Below are 16388 nucleotides of genomic sequence, written 5' to 3' on the forward strand. Positions count from 1 at the left end.
CCCCCCCCCCCCCCCCCCCCCCCCCCCCCCCCCCCCCCCCCCCCCCCCCCCCCCCCCCCCCCCCCCCCCCCCCCCCCCCCCCCCCCCCCCCCCCCCCCCCGGTTTTTTAATGATACGGCGACCACCGAGATCTACACCTCTATATTGGTCGCCAGCGTCATTTGTTTATAAAAGACAGATGTAAACTATGCGGCGGGCCAGCGGCGGGCACGGCCGTTAGTGCCGGCCGGTGGCCGGCAACCCTGCAGGGGTCAGATCCCATTCGCTCGCGAAAGGCATCTGACCCCTGAACTTTTCACGCGATACCGCTTGAAACCGCCTGCGAATGACGCCAGTCTGTGGCCATGCAGGACCGGATCACACTCCCCGACTGGGATGCCCTGGCCGACCTCGAAGACGAGGCGCTGCCACTGTTGCCGACCGCGCTGCTGATCGCGCGCGATGAATACCCCGATCTGCAGCCGTCCACCTACGACGCGCTGATCCAGAGCCATGTCGAGCACCTCCGCTCGGAAGTGGAGAGCATCGACAACAGCCCGCTGAAGATGGCGGCGATCAACCGCCACCTGTTCGACGAGCTGGGCTACAGCGGCGACCACGACGAGTACTACGACCCGCGCAACAGCTACCTCAACCAGGTATTCGAGCGCCGCTTGGGCAATCCGATCTCGCTGGCGCTGGTCCAGATGGAAGTCGCGCGCCGGCTGGGTATTCCGCTCGATGGCGTGTCCTTCCCCGGCCACTTCCTGGTGCGCCTGCCGGTGGACGACGGCGTGCTGGTGATGGACCCGTTCAACGGTGGCCGACCGCTGGACGTGGACGAACTGCGCGAGCGGGCCAAGTCACACCTGGGCGGGCAGATGCCCGACGACCAGGTGCTGGCGCAGATCCTCGACCCGGCGCCCGCGCGCGCGATCCTGATGCGCATGCTGCGCAACCTGCACGGCGTGTATGCCGAAGCCGGCGAGTGGGACCGCGCCGCGCGCAGTGCCGACCGCCTGCTGAAGCTGGCCCCGGAGCAGGACGATGCGCTGCGCGACCGCGGCCTGGCCTACCTGCAGCTGGAGTACCTGGCCGGTGCCCGGCACGATCTGGGCCACTACCTGAAGCGCAACCCGGAAGCCAGCGATGCGCAGTGGCTGCGCGAGAAGCTGATCGACCTCGGCGGGCCGATGCCGCGGCTGCATTGAGGGAGTCGGTGTGTGGACCGGCAGTCCACACCTACCCTCATCAATCGACCTCGACCATCTCGAAATCAGCCTTGGTCACCCCGCAATCCGGGCAGGTCCAGGTCTCGGGAATGTCCTCCCAGCGCGTCCCTGGCGCGATGCCTTCCTCCGGCAAGCCTTCCGCTTCGCTGTACAGGAAGCCGCAGACCACGCACATCCAGGTGCGCAAGGTGGTGGGGGTGGCATCGCTCATCGGATAATCAGGACTGGATTCACGGGCCGCCATTGTCCCATCGCGGTCCACTCACCGGTAGCCATCGATGACTTCTGCTTCCCCGGCGCCCCGCGGCGTCTACCTGATCACCCCGGACGAGCCCGATACCGCACGCCTGCTGGCCCGCACCGCGCCGCTGCTGGCCACGGGCGCCACTTGGCTGCAGTACCGCAACAAGACCGCAAGCGACGCGCTGCGGCGGGAACAGGCCACCGCGCTGCAGGCACTGTGCGCAGACCACGGCGTGCCGCTGATCGTCAACGACGACCCGGCGCTGGCCAAGGCCGTGGGCGCGGCGGGCGTGCACCTGGGCGGTACCGACGGCGACATCCCCAGCGCGCGCGCCCTGCTCGGCCCCGAGGCCATCATCGGCGCCTCCTGCTATGACCAGCTGGCCAATGCCGAGAGGGCCGTCGCCGCCGGCGCCAGCTACGTGGCCTTCGGCGCGTTTTTCCCGACCACCACCAAGATCACCACCAGCCGCGCCCATACCGACCTGCTGCGGCAAAGCGCCGCACTGGGCGTGCCGCGGGTGGCGATTGGTGGCCTGACGCCGGACAATGTCGGTCCCATCATCGACGCCGGCGCCGATCTGGTCGCCGTGGTCAGCAGCGTGTTCGCCGCCGAAGACCCGGTCGCGACCCAGCGCGCCTTCCTCGCCCAGTTCGCGTAACGCCCAGGATATTCCCCCATGAACCACGACCAGTCCCACGCCCTGTTCTCCCGCGCCCAGCAGCTGTTGCCGGGCGGCGTCAATTCGCCGGTGCGCGCGTTCAAGTCGGTCGGCGGCGAACCGTTCTTCGTCGAGCGCGCCGACGGCGCCTACCTGTACGACGTCGACGGCAACCGCTACATCGACTACGTCGGCTCCTGGGGCCCGATGATCGTCGGCCACAACCACCCGGCGGTACGCCAGGCGGTGAAGAAGGCGATCGACAACGGCCTGTCGTTCGGCGCGCCATGCGCGGCTGAAGTCACCATGGCCGAGACCATCACCCGCCTGGTGCCGTCGTGCGAGATGGTGCGCATGGTCAACTCCGGCACCGAGGCCACCCTGTCGGCGATCCGCCTGGCGCGTGGCGCCACCGGCCGCAACCGCATCGTCAAGTTCGAAGGCTGCTACCACGGCCACGGCGACTCGTTCCTGGTCAAGGCCGGCAGCGGCATGCTGACCCTGGGCGTGCCGACCTCGCCGGGCGTCCCGGCCGGGCTGAGCGAACTGACCCTGACCCTGCCCTACAACGACTTCGAAGCGGCCACTGCGCTGTTCGAGCAGCAGGGCGATGACATCGCCGGCCTGATCATCGAACCGGTGGTCGGCAACGCCAACTGCATCCCGCCGCGCGAGGGCTACCTGCAGCACCTGCGCGAACTGTGCACGAACCACGGCGCGCTGCTGATCTTCGACGAAGTGATGACCGGCTTCCGCGTTGCCCTCGGCGGTGCGCAGGCGCACTACGGCATCACCCCGGACCTGACCACCTTCGGCAAGATCATCGGCGGCGGCATGCCGGTGGGCGCCTACGGCGGGCGCCGCGAGCTGATGCAGCAGATCGCCCCGGCCGGCCCGATCTACCAGGCCGGCACGCTGAGCGGCAACCCGGTGGCGATGGCCGCTGGCCTGACGATGCTGGAGCTGATCCAGCAGCCGGGCTTCCACGCCGACCTGGCCGAGCGCACTGCACGCCTGTGCGCCGGCCTGGAAGCGGCCGCCGCCGAAGCCGGCGTGGCGGTGACCACCAACCGCGTGGGTGCGATGTTCGGGCTGTTCTTCACCAGTGAGAAGGTGGAGACCTATGCGCAGGCCACCGCCTGTGACATCCCAGCGTTCAACCGCTTCTTCCACGCGATGCTGGAGCAGGGCGTGTTCCTGGCGCCGTCGGCGTACGAGGCCGGTTTCCTGTCCAGCGCGCACGATGATGCCGTGATCGAGGCCACCCTCGCCGCTGCACGCGCGGCATTCAAGGCCGCCAAGGGCTGATCGCAAAAAAGGGGACGGAGGGGATTAAGTCGTTTGTGCATATACGACTTAATCCCCTCCGTCCCCTTTTTTTCAACCGAAGACGAACTTGCCCTTCATCATCGCGAAGTGGCCGGGGAACGAGCAGAAGAAGGTGTAGTCGCCGCCCTTCTGCAGGCCCTGGGTAGAGAAACGCACGCGCGTGATCTCGCCACCGCCGATCACCTTGGTGTGCGCCAGCACGCGCTTGTCGGCCTTCGGCAGGTAGCTGTCGGCCAGGGTCATGCGCATGCCCGCCATCGCCACCGGCTGGTAATCGGCCGTGCGGGTCAGCACCCAGTTGTGGCCCATCGCGGTAGCGGCGAGCTTGCCGGTATGGCGCAGGGTCAGGTCCACGGCAGTGCAGTCGGCGGCAAGCTTGATCTCGCGAGTGCTGAAGCTCATCTGGTCGGTGCTGTCGATGCTCACCGCACACACCCGCGCCATCGCCGACGGCGCCAGCATCAGCGCGCCCAGTCCCACTGCCACCCACCAAGCCTTCATCGTTGCCTCTCCTGCGGATTCAAGCACCATTCTAGGCAGGCCCCTGCGGCCGCGTCTGCGACCGTCTGTCGCATGCCTACTCCAGGGTTTCCCGCGCACTCACTGCAATGGCATGCTCGACCGATGCGGATCGACCTGTTGCTGCTGGATGTGGATGGCGTGCTGGTGCAGTACCAGCGCGCGCAGCGCGTGCTGCACCTGGCGCAGGCGCTGGATGTTACCCCCGCCGCAGTGCAGGCGGCGCTGTTCGACAGCGGACTGGAAGCGGCGCATGACAACGGCACGCTGGATGGCCCGGCCTATCTGGCGCAGCTGGGGGAGTGCCTGGGCAGGACCATCGATGTACCCAGCTGGATCGCCGCACGCCAAGCGGCCAGCCATCCGCAGCACGCGGTGCTGCAGCGGCTGCAGGTTCTGCAGCTGCCGCTGGCGGTACTGACCAACAATGGCGCGCTGATGGTGCAGGCGCTGCCCACCCTGCTGCCGGAACTGTTCCCTGCGCTGCAGGGACGCGTGTTCTGCAGCGCCGATTTCGGCCTGCGCAAACCCGCACCGGAGGTCTTCCTGCGCACGCTTGAGGCCCTCGGCGTGGCGCCTTCGCGCACGCTGTTCGTCGATGACCTGTTCGCCAATGTGCGCGGTGCACGCGCCGCCGGCCTGCACGCGGAAACCGTGCGCGATGGCCGTGGTTTGGGCAAGGTGTTGAAGCGTTACCAGATTGCGTGAACCACTGTGGAGCCGAGCGTAGGCTCGGCTCTACAGATGCCTCTGCCGGCTTCAGCGCGCGGCGATGAACGCCGCAATCGCTGCGCGCAGGCGCTTGAGGCCTTCGGCCACTTCTTCGTCGGTGATGTTCAACGACGGCACGAAGCGCAGCACGTCCGGGCCGGCCTGCAGGGTCAGCAGGCCGTGCTCGGCGGCATGGTCGAGGATCGCCCCGGCCTGGCCGGCGAAGTCCTTGCCCAGCACCGCGCCCAGCATCAGGCCGCGGCCGCGCACTTGGCTGAACACACCGAACTCGTCGTTGATGCGGGCAAAGCCATCGCGCAGCGCCTTCGACTGGCGGCTGACATTGGCGGCGATCTCTGCCGAGGCCAGCTTGCGCAGCGCCACGCGGGCCACCGCAGCAGCCAGCGGGTTGCCGCCGAAGGTGGTGCCGTGCGCGCCGAACTGCATGGTCTCGGCCACCTTCGGGCCGGCCAGCATCGCGCCGATCGGGAAGCCGCCACCGAGTGCCTTGGCCAGGGTGACCATGTCCGGCACCACATCATCCTGCCAGTGCGCGAACAGCGTGCCGGTACGGCCCATGCCGGCCTGGATCTCGTCCAGCACCAGCAGTGCGTTGTGCTGGTCGCACAGTTCACGCACGCGCTTGAGGAAACCGGACTTGGCCGGCATCACGCCGCCCTCGCCCTGGATGGGCTCCAGCATCACCGCCGCCACGTCGCCGGCGGCCATCGCGGTTTCCAGCTGCACCTCATCGTTGAAATCGATGTAGCGGAAGCCGCCAGGCAGCGGCTCGTAGCCTTCCTGGTACTTCGGCTGGGCGGTAGCGGTCACCGCGCCCATCGTGCGGCCGTGGAAGCTGCCACGGAAAGTGATGATCACCCGCTTGTCGGCGGGACGACCCTGGCTGGAGGCCCACTTGCGGACCATCTTGATCGCCACTTCGTTGGCTTCGGCGCCGGAATTGCACAGGAACACGCGCTCGGCGAAGCGGCTGGCCTTCACCAGCTCCTCGGCCAGATGCAGCGGCGGTGCGCTGTAGAACACATTGCTGGTGTGCCAGAGCTTGCCGGCCTGCTCGACCAGCGCGGCCACCAGGTCCGGATCGTTGTGGCCCAGGCCGCACACGGCGATACCCGCAGCCAGGTCGATGAACTCACGCCCCTGGCTATCCCACACGCGGGCGCCCTGCCCTCGCTCCAGTACCACCTGGCGGGGCTTGTAGACCGGCAGGTAATAGTGCGAAAGGGAGATCAGCGGATCGGTCGCGGTGGTCATGGCAGTCGGCAGGGTTCAGGAACGCCCATTCTCGCGCCGGAGCCCCTGCTGCACAATGCGCCCATGCGACCGTTTTCCGCCCCCCAGCTCAACCCCGCCACCGAGACCGGCTGGCGCCGTCGGTGGTTCGACATCATCTACCGCCATGACTCGCGGCCCTCGCGCAACTTCGACCTGATCCTGGTGGTGGCGATCGTCGCCAGCATCCTGGTGGTGATGATCGACAGCGTGCAGCACCTGCATGCCGAGTGGTCCACCGGCCTGTACATCCTGGAATGGGGCTTCACCATCATCTTCACCGCCGAGTACCTGCTGCGCCTGGCGGTGGTCAAGCGCCCGCTGCGCTACGCGGTGAGCATCTGGGGCATCATCGACCTGCTGTCGATCCTGCCCGCCTACCTGTCGATGTTCATCCCGGGCGCGCAGAGCCTGCTGGTGGTGCGTGCGCTGCGCATCCTGCGCGTGTTCCGCATCCTCAAGCTGACCCGCTACATCGAGGAAAGCGGCGTCCTGATGACGTCGCTGTGGCGCAGCCGGCGCAAGGTGCTGGTGTTCCTGTTCACGGTGATCACCATCACCATCATCGCCGGCGCGCTGATGTACGTGATCGAGGGCCCCGAACACGGCTTCACGAATATCCCGGCCAGCATGTACTGGGCGGTGGTGACCATGGCCACGGTCGGCTTCGGCGACATCGTGCCGCAGACCGTGCTTGGCCGCTTCGTCACCTCGGTGCTGATCCTGATCGGCTACAGCATCATCGCCGTGCCCACCGGCATCTACACCGCCGAACTGGCCAGCACCATGCGCGAAGCCGAACTGGCCGCGCGCCGCGATGCCCGCGGCTGCCCGCATTGCGGGCTGGAGGGGCATGAACCGGATGCGCGCCACTGCCGCAAGTGTGGTGGCCAGCTGCCGGATGCGTTCAGCCATTGAGGCACATGCCGGCCCGCGGCCGGCACTACCGGACCAACAGGGTGCGCGCCGGGCATGGCCCGGCGCTACCGTGAGCAGATCCACGCCCCGCGTGGATCGCCCTCAACGCATGCGGTTGCTGGTGGTTACCAGGTCGTTGTAGGCATCCAGAATCGTCGACTGTGCGCCTTCAGGGTCGGTGGTGAGCCAGCTGCCCGACGCCTTGCGCTCGGCAGCCAGCGCATCGGCGGTGATCGGCTTGCCCTGTTCCAGGCGCTCGACTCCGCGCCCGGCTGTACGCACCAGCTTGTCGGCCGAGCGCTGCACATGGCCCCACATCGGGTCGTCCTTGCCGACACCACCGTTCTGGATTTCCGTCACCAGCGCCTGAAAGTCGGCCAGCTGGCCGCGCAACACCGCAACGTCCGGTGCCTCGCCCTGGAACGTCATTGCCAGCTGCTTGCCATCGCCGACAAGGCGCAGATGGTAGTACGCCAGCGAGCGGCCTTCGCTTTCCTCGATCTGCTTCAGCTGGACGGCGCGGCGATCGTTCTCGTTCTTTTCCAGTGCCGCATCCATCGCCTCGCTGGCCTTGAAGAAATCAGCATAGGCCTGCATCAGCGGGGCATGCTGGCTGCGCATCCCTTCACCACCGTCGCGACGATAGTCCTCGCGGGTGAAATAGCCATCGGCGCGCTCGATCAGGGTGTTCAGCGCCAGGAACGCCTGCTGGTACTGCCGCGCGGCCGCATCCAGCGACGTCGCCGGGGCCTTTGCCAGCGCCTCGCTCAACGGCTGGCCGCAGTATTCCACGCGGTGCGAAAGCACCTTGCCCGGTGAGCGCGGCTGTGCTTCCTTGCCGGTCGGACCCGCCTCAGGATCCTTCATCCAGCCGGTGTAAGTCTGGAAGCCTTCGTGGATGGGCTGTTCGACGCCGTTGTAGCACTGGATGTAGGCGTTGACCTTCTCCAAGCCGGGATCGGCGACTGCCAGCCCGGCCGGGTTGTTGCAGCCGGCCAGCACGCCAAGCAGGAGAACAGGAATCAGGCGTGTGGATGCATGCAAATCAGTTCCTTGCACAAGTGAAAACTGCAGGCATCGTCATGCATGGCGCGAGCGCGCGCTCCAGCACCTCGGCAAGGTGCTGGCATTCGGGGCTGCAGGGCGTGTCATGCCGCAATCAACCTGCTCAATCGCGACAAAAATGAAGCGTTGAGCTTCCCGCTTACTGGCGGTTGCTCTGGAAAACCAGCGAGTTGTATTCCTGCATCAGCTTGTTGGCCGAGCCGCGTGGCGCCATCGAGGGCGAATCCAGCATGCGCCGTTCGAAATCGCTGTAGGGCGTCTTGCTGCTGACCCGCTGCAGCCGCTCCTTGCCTTCCCGACGGAAGTTCTCGGCTTCGCGCTCGAAGCTGTTCCAGTCCAGCTTGCCCGGCTCCTGATCGGCCACCTTGGCATGCGCCTCGTCGGAAATACGGTTGAAGGCGTCGAGTCGTTCACGGGCTTGGGCCGGATCAAAGTCGTCGTCGCTCATCAGCTCCACGATCGCTTTGGCTTCCAGCATCATCGCCAGACGGTAGTACTCGCGCGTTCGCCCCTCGGCCTGTTCCAATACCTTGAGCTGCTCGCGCTGGGCAGCGTCATTCTGGCGCTCCAGCTCGGCGTTGAACGTTTCGCTGGCAGCCACGAAGTCCTTGAATGCGGCCATCAAGGGCGCGTGCAGTTGCTTGCCCTTGGCAAACTGGTCGTCTTCGTAGTCCTGGCGATCGTAGTAGTCGTGCGCCTCCTTGCTGATCGGCACCAGCGCCTTCAGCGCCTGCTGATAATGGCTGGCAGCAGCATCGAGTTCGGCCAGCGCCGGCTTGGCAGCCATCGCCTCGGTCACCGGGCCATCGCACTGCTTCATGTCGTAATCGCTGATCTCGAACGGGCCGTACACCTGTGTCTCGCGCCCGGTCGGGCCGGTCTCGACGTCCTTGATCCAGCGCGTATAGGACTGGAGACTGTCGTGCGTCTTCGAATCAAGCGCGTTGAAGCAGCCGATGTAGGCGTTGAGCTTCGCCGTCAACTGCTGCTGTGCGTCGGACGGCACCGTGTTGGCCTCCGGCTTGCCCGAGGTGCCGGCGTCGCCAGCGGTTGCAGGGCCCTTGCCACCGCAGGCGGCCAGGACAAGCGACAGCGAAGCGGCCAGCGCCGCGACGGAAAGCGTACGTGACATGTGTTCACATCCCTGTTGAAAACGATTACAGCCCTGCATTCTAGCGCAGCAGGCCGAGGGCCGCAGCCCTCGGCCCTGCGCAACGAAGCACTCAGTCCAGGAACAGATCCGGCAACAACGACCGCGACGGGTCCACGGCATAGCCGGACAGATCGCTGACGCCGGCCTGTGCCAGCACTTCATCGTCGATCAGGAACTGGCCGTGGAAGCCTGCCGCTTCACGCACCAGCACCGCATGCGCGGCGTCGGCCATGATCTGCGGCGTACGGCAGCCCGCTGCATCCACGCCCGGAATCATGTTGATTGCATCGGTGGCGATCACCGTGCGCGGCCATAGCGCGTTCACCGCCACCCCCTGCGGGCCGAATTCCGCGGCCAGGCCGAGCGTGACGAAGCTCATGCCCATCTTCGCCAGCGTGTAGCCGGTATGCGCGCCCCACCACTTTGGTTCCAGGCTCGGCGGCGGCGCCAGGGTCAGGATGTGCGGATTCGGCGCCTGCAGCAGGTACGGCAGGCAGGCCTGCGCGCACAGGAAACTGCCGCGCGAATTGACCTGCTGCATCAGGTCGAAGCGTTTCATCGGCGTATCCAGCGTGCCACGCAGCCAGATCGCGCTGGCGTTGTTGATCAGGATGTCGATGCCCCCAAAGGTGTCGACCGTGGCCGCAACCGCGGCCTGCACCTGCTCTTCCTCGCGGATATCGCACTTCAGCGCCAGCCCTTGGCCACCGGCGGCGGTAACGGCCTCGGCCGCGCTGTGGATGGTGCCCGGCAGCTTCGGATTCGGCACCGCCGACTTGGCCGCAATGGCCACGTTGGCCCCGTCACGCGCAGCGCCCAGTGCGATGGCCAGGCCGATGCCACGCGAGGCACCCGTGATGAAAAGCGTTTTGCCCTGCAGACTGCCCACGTTCCACACTCCAGCGTATGCAATGAGCCGCTAGTATGCCGCGCCGACGTGGAGTTCACCCGGCCTTGACGATACTGGCGCCTCCAGTCAACGCACGAGGTTCACGCCATGCGCCGTTCCCGCCTGTTGCTGCCTGCCCTGGGGCTTGCCCTGCTGACTGCCTGCCAGGGCCGTTCGCCCGAACCCGGCAAGGAACCGTCGGCCGGTGACACGCCCAGCGCAGAAAAAGCCGCCGCGGACGGCAAGCTGCGCTGGAGCGATGCAGTGGTGTGGGATGGCGACCTCAACGCCTGCCGCCAGGGCGAGAATGCGGCCACGCGTGAGTGCCTGCGCGATGCGATGCGCGCTGGTGGCGCAAGCGCCGATGCCATTGCTGCCGCCGAACAGTTGTCCACCGGCGGCGAGCTGGCCTACGTGACGGCCTGGCATGAGAACGAAGGCCTGGGCATTGCCACGGTCGAGTATCCGTTCCGCGCCAACACCAACGAGGGTACCCGCCTGGTCGACGCCACCGGCAAGCGCATCGATGTGGATGCCGTGCAGCTGGACGACACCCTGCGTGCCGACCCCGCCGTGCAGGCCCTGCTGAAGGACCACCCGCAGGCCACGCCGTTCGCGCCGGCGCGGTCGGCCGGGGCCACGCCGCTGGAGAACGGCGGCATCCGCCTGCTGTACCGCACGCCGCTGCGTGACTGCCACGCCTGCCCGGATGTCGGCCAGCTGCAGATCGCCTACGACTTCGACGCCAAGCGCAACTTCATCGGCCAGCAGGTAGTGCCGGCAACGCCGTAAGATCACAAGCCTCTGTAGAGCCGAGCCATGCTCGGCTCTACAATACGGTTCTCCCCTGCGCATCCACGCATCGCGTGGATCTACCGGTACACCTGCACCTGCTTCCTCAGCAGATGCGGCACGATCAGCTGATGCACCGGCGCAACCGGCAGCATGTACACGCGGCCGAACGCGTTGTGCGTATGCACCACCGTCACCACCTCCAGCACGTCGCCCTGCCACTGCAGGGCCAGCTGCACACGCAGGTGGCGGTCGTCGTCTTCCAGCACGATGGCATCGTCGCTGAGCGACTGCAGGGTGAAGATGCCCAACCGCTGCCCGGGTTGAGGATCCGCAACATCCTGCACCGCGCGCAACGAGCCCAGGTGCTTCATGCCGAGCAGGCGCATGCCGCGATTGCGCAGCGCCATCAGCCCATCGAACCAGCCGGGAATGGTCGCGGCCATATCGCGATAGGCCTGCAAGGCCGAGCGCCCATCACGATGGGTTGTTGCCTGGCAGGCGTGCACGAAGTCGGCACCGGCCAGCTGTGGGCGCAGGACGCTGCCCGCACTCGGTGGGCCGGTCACTACCTGCAGTGGACTCACGGCTTGGGCCCCTGCCCCTCGTTGTCTTCCCAATGCAGGATGCGACGGGTAACGAAGCGGTAGACCGGCTTGCCCGTGGCGAACCACAGTTCGCGCACCCACGAGGTGCGCTTGAGCACGCGCTTTTCCACTGGGGTGAGCGACTCACGGCAGTACATGCGCTTGTGCTTGAGCAGGTGGCGCAGGTCCTCGCGGGCCAGCAGGCGCATCCAGCGCGAGCGCGGGTTGCCGATCACTGCCAGCTGGAAGTCGATCAATGCCGGGCGGCCGTCTTCGGTCACCAGCCAGTTGGCTTCCTTGGCCAGGTCGTTGTGGGCCACGCCGCGCCGATGCAGCTGCTGCAGCAGCCGACGCGCGGCGCGGAACCAGGCCAGGTCGCCACGCGGTGGGCGCTGGTACATGGCGTCGCCGGCCATGAAACTGCGGTCGAGATGATGTCCATTCCACGCCAGCAGCTGCGGCACGTCGGCCATGCCATGGATATGGCGCAGCGCGCGCGCTTCGCGGCGGGCCAGCCACCAGGCCGGCAGGCGCAACCACAGCGGCGTGGCGCCCAGGTCACGGCGTACGAAGGGGCCGGCAGGCCCTTCCACACGGAGGATGCGACCGAAGCTGTCGGCCTTCAAAGCATGTGGTGGCGTGTCTGGCGTATGCGGCATGGGCCCATTCTAGGCGATGGCGCCGGTTGCAAACGGTCACCAAGCGGCTGGGAACCAGTCACCTTCACGCCCCTATAATCGGGCAATGGACTCTTCATGGATCGACGCCACGCTTGCGTGGATTGCCGCTCACCCCGTGCTGGCGGGTGCCGTTATCTTCCTCATCGCCTTCTGCGATGCGGTGATCATTCTGGGCGCCATCGTGCCGGCGCTGCCGCTGCTGTTTGCGGTGGGCGTGTTCATCGGCCTGGGCCAGATCTCCGGACCGTACGCGGTGGCGGCGGCCGCACTGGGCGCATTCGCCGGCGATGGCATCAGTTACTGGATCGGGCGCCGCTGGGGCGACCGCCTGCGTGGCGTGTGGCCGTTCAGCCGTTACCCGCAACTGCTCGACCGCGGCGAGAACCTGTTCCGCCGCAACGCGTTCAAGAGCATTCTGGTGGCACGCTACGTCGGCGCGATCCGGCCGTTCGTGCCCGCCATCGCGGGCATGATGAAGATGCCCGCCAGCCGCTATGTACAGGCCAGTGGTATCGCCAGCATTTCATGGGCGGTACTGTTCCTGGCCCCGGGCTGGATTCTTGGCGAGGCCTATGACGCGGTGGCCGCAGTAGCCGGTAGGCTGGTGGTGGTGGTCGGCCTGCTGGCGGTGATCCTCGGCCTGGTCTGGGCCATCGTGCTGTACGGCTACCGCTGGTCGGCCGCGCGCATGGACAACTGGCTGGCACGCCTGCTTGACTGGTCCAACCGCCATCCGACGCTGGGCCGCTACACCGTCGGTGTGCTGGACCCGAAGCGGCGCGAGTCGGTGCCGCTGGCGATGCTGGCGCTGATGCTGCTGGTGCTGGGCTGGGGCTGGTTCGCGCTGCTGACCGTGGTGGTTGCGCATGGCGAGCCGCTGGCGATCGACCTGCTGGTGCACCAGGCCATGCTGGCGCTGCGCAATCCGTTGGCCGACTACCCGATGGCCGCGCTGGCCTCACTGGGCGCCTGGCAGGTACTGCTGCCGGCCACTGCGGCGGCGATGGGCTACCTGGTCTGGCGCCGGCGCTGGATGGCGGCCGCGCACTGGCTGGCCGCCCTCGCCTTCGGCCTGGCACTGACCATGCTGCTGGGCGCCACCGTGGATGTGGTGCGCCCGGTCGATGCCAGCAGTGGCTTCGGCTTCCCGTCGGTGTCGGTGACGATGGCCACCATCACCTTCGGCTTCTTCGCGGTGCTGATCGCCCGCGAGATGCCCGGCCGTACCCGCGTCTGGCCGTACCTGGTATCGGGCATCGTGGTCAGCCTGATCGGCTTCTCGCGCCTGTACCTGGGCGCGCATTGGCTGAGCGATGTGATCGGCGGCATGCTGTTCGGCACGTTCTGGCTGCTGGTGCTGGGCATCGCCTACCGCCGCCGCTTCAACCGCTCGTTCTGGGTGAAGCCGGTGGCATGGCTGTTCTACGGCGTGTTCGCCGTCGCCGCGATGTGGTACGCACCGCGCAACATCCCGGTGAAGCTGGAACGCTTCGAGCCGACCTTGCCGGCCCCGCAGGCAATGGACACGCAGGCCTGGTGGCAGCACGACTGGGCGACACTGCCGGCGCGCCGCAACGAGTTCGATGACGACCAGCGCTGGCCGTTGGACGTGCAGGTGGCCGGTCCGCTGGCACCGCTGCAGGCGCAACTGGAAGCGCGCGGCTGGAAGCGGCAGGAGCAGGCCGGCTGGCAGCAGGCGCTGCTGATGCTGGACAAGAACACCGGCGCCGATGAACTGCCGGTGCTGCCGGCGACGCTGGAAACCCGCGTGGAAGCGCTGTTGATGGTACGCCCGGGTACACACCGTGATGAGCGCTACGTACTGCGCCTGTGGCCGGCCCCTGCGCAGTTGCAGCCGGGCAACACGCCGCTGTGGCTGGGCAGTGCACAGACCCTGCGCTACGAACGCCATTTCGAGTGGATCGGCATGTGGCACCCGCTGCGTGGCGTCGACCCGGCATTGAATGCCGTGAAGGACGCCGTGCAGGAGCTGCCGCAGCGCGAGGACGTGCACAGCGAAACCGGGTTGCCGGTGCTGCGGCTGAAGACTACAACGCCCTGACCGGTACCGGTGCGCGATCCAACAAGCCGAGCATAGGCTCGGCTCTACAGTAGATCCACGCCATGCGTGGATGCGGATTCCACGGATACCCCAGCGTGTGCCCCAAGGTGCACACCCACCCGAGGATGGCGTCTACGGCATCCAGCCCAGCAGCTGCTGCAGACGCTGGTGCGGGTCATCCAGCTGCAGCAGCTGCAACCGCTGCTGCTCGCTCAGCGGCAGCAGCTCGGCCAGCCGCCAGCCGACCCAGCTGGCCTGGTCCAGCAGCGCCGGATTTGCCGGCGCATAGGCCTCGCCGGCCTGCTCGATGATGTGCCCCAGCACCGTGGCCAGCAGTGCATGCTGCGGCCGCAGTTCGTCATCGGGGTCTTCCTCGCACCAGCGCACATCAGCCACCACCAGGCCGTTGTCGCGCACGCGGGTGCGCTCGACATGGAAGCGACGGGTGCCGCGCAGGCGCAGCTGCAGCACGCCGTCGGCGCCGACATCGAAGTCTTCGATGCGTACCTGCACGCCAAAGGCGGCCGGTGTCGCCGGTGCGCCGACCTCCTCGCCCTCGAGGATCAGGCAGACGCCAAATCCCTCACCACTGCGGCCGCTGTCGCGGACAAGGTCCAGATAGCGCCGCTCGAACACGCGCAGGCCCACCGCTGCACCCGGTACCAGCGCGGTGTGCAGCGGGAGCAGCGGCAGCGAGCCGTCGCCGCTCATCGGGCGTGCAGCGCGGCGAGGAAGCGGCGCGGCGCGCCGTCGAAGCCACCGTTGGACATGAATACCACGTGGTCACCGCTGCGCGCGCTGGCCTGCAGCTGCGCCAGCAATGCGTCGGTATCGGGCACCGCGTGGGCTTGGCCACGCACCGCGGCGATCACCGCCGCAGCATCCCAGGCCAGTTCCGGGCGATGCAGGAACACCACTTCATCGGCCAGCGCCAGCGAGGGAGCCAGCGCCTGCGCATGTGCGCCCAGCCGCATCGAGTTGCTGCGCGGCTCCATCGCGACCACGATGCGCGCATCACCCACCTTGGAACGCAGGCCCTCCAGCGTGGTGGCGATCGCAGTCGGATGGTGGGCGAAATCGTCGTAGACGGTGATGCCGTCATGGCTGCCGATCACTTCCATGCGGCGCTTGACGCTGCGGAAGCGCACCAGCGCTGGAATAACCTGGGCAGGTGCCACGCCCACTGCATGCGCGGCGGCCAGCGCAGCCAGTCCATTGAGCACGTTGTGGCGGCCCAGCAGCGACCACTGCACATCACCCAGCGCCTGCCCACGATGATGCACGCGGAACGCGCTGCCGTCGGCAGCCAGCAGCTCGGCATGCCATTCCAGCGCCGGATCGAAGCCGAAGCGCTCGACCGGGGTCCAGCAGCCCATCGCCAGCACTTCGGCCAGGTACTGATCCTCGCCGTTGACGATCAGCCGGCCACGTGCGGGTACGGTACGCACCAGATGGTGGAACTGGCGCTGGATCGCGGCCACGTCCGGGAAGATGTCGGCGTGGTCGTATTCAAGGTTGTTGAGGATGGCCACCAGCGGCCGGTAGTGCACGAACTTGCTGCGCTTGTCGAAGAAGGCCGTGTCGTACTCATCGGCCTCGACCACGAACTCGCGGCCCCGGCCCACGCGGGCGGAGACACCGAAATCCTCGGCGACACCACCGATCAGGAAGCCCGGCGAGCGGCCTGCACTTTCCAGCAGCCAGGTGAGGATGGTGGTGGTGGTGGTCTTGCCGTGGGTACCGGCCACGGCCAGCGTGTCGCGGCCCGGCAGCACCTGCTCGGACAGCCACTGCGCGCCGGAGATATAGCGCTGGCCGGCATCGAGCACGGCTTCCACGGCGGCATTGCCGCGCGACAGCGCGTTGCCGATCACTACCTCGTCGGTGCCGGCGGGCACGCTGTCGGCGCGGTAGCCCTGGTCCAGGGTGATGCCCAGCTGTTCGAGCTGGGTCGACATCGGCGGATAGATGGCCTGGTCGCTGCCGCTGACGGAATGCCCAAGTTCCCGCGCCAGGGCGGCCACGCCGCCCATGAAGGTGCCGGCAATTGCAAGGATATGTACGCTGCTCATGACCGAGGATTGTGACCGATGACGGCTGTATAGGGCCAATGTCCGCTATCGGGTAAGACAACCCCTACACGGGATGTGAGAAAACTCCAATCAACTGTCAGGGAATTCCCGATAGCGATGTTCTGTGAACCCGGACACAATTCGAACTGCCAGCCGCAGTACCCGAACCGGTCCTACTCCCCAAGAGGCCATCCCCAAGGGA

At 67.2% G+C, this 16388-nt stretch carries 17 protein-coding genes; 7 read left to right on the top strand and 10 right to left on the bottom strand.

Annotated features, from left to right (window positions below):
* Positions 1-344 precede the first annotated feature (344 nt).
* Entirely contained in the window at positions 345-1190 is an 846-nt protein-coding gene (locus WDC87_RS16375) for a SirB1 family protein (protein ID WP_252744301.1), read from the top strand.
* Positions 1191-1230: 40 nt separating this feature from the next.
* Here the strand turns inward: WDC87_RS16375 and WDC87_RS16380 are convergent, their stop codons facing one another.
* Positions 1231-1455, bottom strand: coding sequence for a rubredoxin (locus WDC87_RS16380; protein WP_014038358.1), 225 nt, complete (start codon positions 1453-1455; stop codon positions 1231-1233).
* Positions 1456-1489: 34 nt separating this feature from the next.
* Between WDC87_RS16380 and thiE the strand changes: the two genes are divergently transcribed.
* Positions 1490-2116: a thiamine phosphate synthase gene (thiE, locus tag WDC87_RS16385; protein ID WP_072168443.1), complete on the top strand. Its 627-nt coding sequence runs from the start codon at positions 1490-1492 to the stop codon at positions 2114-2116.
* 18 nt (positions 2117-2134) lie between these two features.
* Entirely contained in the window at positions 2135-3424 is a 1290-nt protein-coding gene (gene hemL / locus WDC87_RS16390) for a glutamate-1-semialdehyde 2,1-aminomutase (RefSeq protein WP_252744300.1), read from the top strand.
* Between the two features lie 72 nt (positions 3425-3496).
* On the opposite strand, the gene azu is transcribed toward hemL, so the two are convergent.
* The gene (azu, locus tag WDC87_RS16395) at positions 3497-3946 is read right to left on the bottom strand and encodes an azurin (protein WP_088497615.1); all 450 of its coding nucleotides are present in this window, start codon (positions 3944-3946) and stop codon (positions 3497-3499) included.
* Positions 3947-4069: 123 nt separating this feature from the next.
* Here azu and WDC87_RS16400 point away from each other — a divergent pair, with 123 nt between their 5' ends.
* The gene (locus WDC87_RS16400) at positions 4070-4672 is read left to right on the top strand and encodes an HAD-IA family hydrolase (RefSeq protein ID WP_188240639.1); all 603 of its coding nucleotides are present in this window, start codon (positions 4070-4072) and stop codon (positions 4670-4672) included.
* A gap of 51 nt (positions 4673-4723) precedes the next feature.
* Here WDC87_RS16400 and WDC87_RS16405 read toward each other — a convergent pair whose 3' ends face one another.
* Positions 4724-5950 (bottom strand): acetylornithine transaminase, encoded by a 1227-nt coding sequence (locus WDC87_RS16405; RefSeq protein ID WP_072168439.1) that lies wholly within the window; start codon positions 5948-5950, stop codon positions 4724-4726.
* A 63-nt stretch (positions 5951-6013) separates the two neighbouring features.
* On the opposite strand from WDC87_RS16405, the gene WDC87_RS16410 reads away from it, so the two are divergent.
* Positions 6014-6886: an ion transporter gene (locus WDC87_RS16410; RefSeq protein WP_069139259.1), complete on the top strand. Its 873-nt coding sequence runs from the start codon at positions 6014-6016 to the stop codon at positions 6884-6886.
* A 102-nt stretch (positions 6887-6988) separates the two neighbouring features.
* Here the strand turns inward: WDC87_RS16410 and WDC87_RS16415 are convergent, their stop codons facing one another.
* The 3 genes from WDC87_RS16415 to WDC87_RS16425 all read right to left on the bottom strand — a co-directional run bounded on the left by WDC87_RS16415 (position 6989) and on the right by WDC87_RS16425 (position 9993).
* Positions 6989-7930, bottom strand: a complete 942-nt coding sequence (locus WDC87_RS16415; RefSeq protein WP_252744299.1) for a YiiG family protein — start codon at positions 7928-7930, stop codon at positions 6989-6991.
* A 160-nt stretch (positions 7931-8090) separates the two neighbouring features.
* Positions 8091-9083: a YiiG family protein gene (locus WDC87_RS16420; protein WP_088497618.1), complete on the bottom strand. Its 993-nt coding sequence runs from the start codon at positions 9081-9083 to the stop codon at positions 8091-8093.
* Positions 9084-9174: 91 nt separating this feature from the next.
* Complete coding sequence (locus WDC87_RS16425) at positions 9175-9993, bottom strand: NAD(P)-dependent oxidoreductase (RefSeq protein WP_252744298.1); 819 nt, start codon at positions 9991-9993, stop codon at positions 9175-9177.
* Between the two features lie 108 nt (positions 9994-10101).
* Here WDC87_RS16425 and WDC87_RS16430 point away from each other — a divergent pair, with 108 nt between their 5' ends.
* Positions 10102-10785 carry a hypothetical protein gene (locus tag WDC87_RS16430; RefSeq protein ID WP_072168435.1) on the top strand — a complete coding sequence of 228 codons (684 nt, stop codon included), beginning with the start codon at positions 10102-10104 and terminating at the stop codon, positions 10783-10785.
* An 80-nt stretch (positions 10786-10865) separates the two neighbouring features.
* Here WDC87_RS16430 and WDC87_RS16435 read toward each other — a convergent pair whose 3' ends face one another.
* Together WDC87_RS16435 and WDC87_RS16440 are read right to left on the bottom strand one after the other, a co-directional pair.
* A complete protein-coding gene (locus WDC87_RS16435) occupies positions 10866-11372 on the bottom strand; it encodes a DUF2867 domain-containing protein (RefSeq protein ID WP_111200504.1) in 507 nt (168 codons plus the stop codon).
* The gene (locus WDC87_RS16440) at positions 11369-12031 is read right to left on the bottom strand and encodes a serine/threonine-protein kinase (RefSeq protein WP_049413709.1); all 663 of its coding nucleotides are present in this window, start codon (positions 12029-12031) and stop codon (positions 11369-11371) included. Before WDC87_RS16440 ends, WDC87_RS16435 begins: the two co-directional genes overlap by 4 nt.
* Before the next feature lie 85 nt (positions 12032-12116).
* On the opposite strand from WDC87_RS16440, the gene WDC87_RS16445 reads away from it, so the two are divergent.
* Positions 12117-14114: a bifunctional DedA family/phosphatase PAP2 family protein gene (locus WDC87_RS16445; RefSeq protein WP_111008266.1), complete on the top strand. Its 1998-nt coding sequence runs from the start codon at positions 12117-12119 to the stop codon at positions 14112-14114.
* Between the two features lie 132 nt (positions 14115-14246).
* Here WDC87_RS16445 and WDC87_RS16450 read toward each other — a convergent pair whose 3' ends face one another.
* Positions 14247-14825 (bottom strand): LON peptidase substrate-binding domain-containing protein, encoded by a 579-nt coding sequence (locus tag WDC87_RS16450; protein ID WP_252744297.1) that lies wholly within the window; start codon positions 14823-14825, stop codon positions 14247-14249.
* Positions 14822-16186, bottom strand: a complete 1365-nt coding sequence (gene mpl, locus WDC87_RS16455; protein ID WP_252744296.1) for a UDP-N-acetylmuramate:L-alanyl-gamma-D-glutamyl-meso-diaminopimelate ligase — start codon at positions 16184-16186, stop codon at positions 14822-14824. Before mpl ends, WDC87_RS16450 begins: the two co-directional genes overlap by 4 nt.
* Between the last annotated feature and the right edge of the window lie 202 nt (positions 16187-16388).

Origin of the sequence: Stenotrophomonas maltophilia group sp. Smal12 (assembly GCF_037079935.1) — a bacterium.
Classification (GTDB): domain Bacteria; phylum Pseudomonadota; class Gammaproteobacteria; order Xanthomonadales; family Xanthomonadaceae; genus Stenotrophomonas; species Stenotrophomonas sepilia.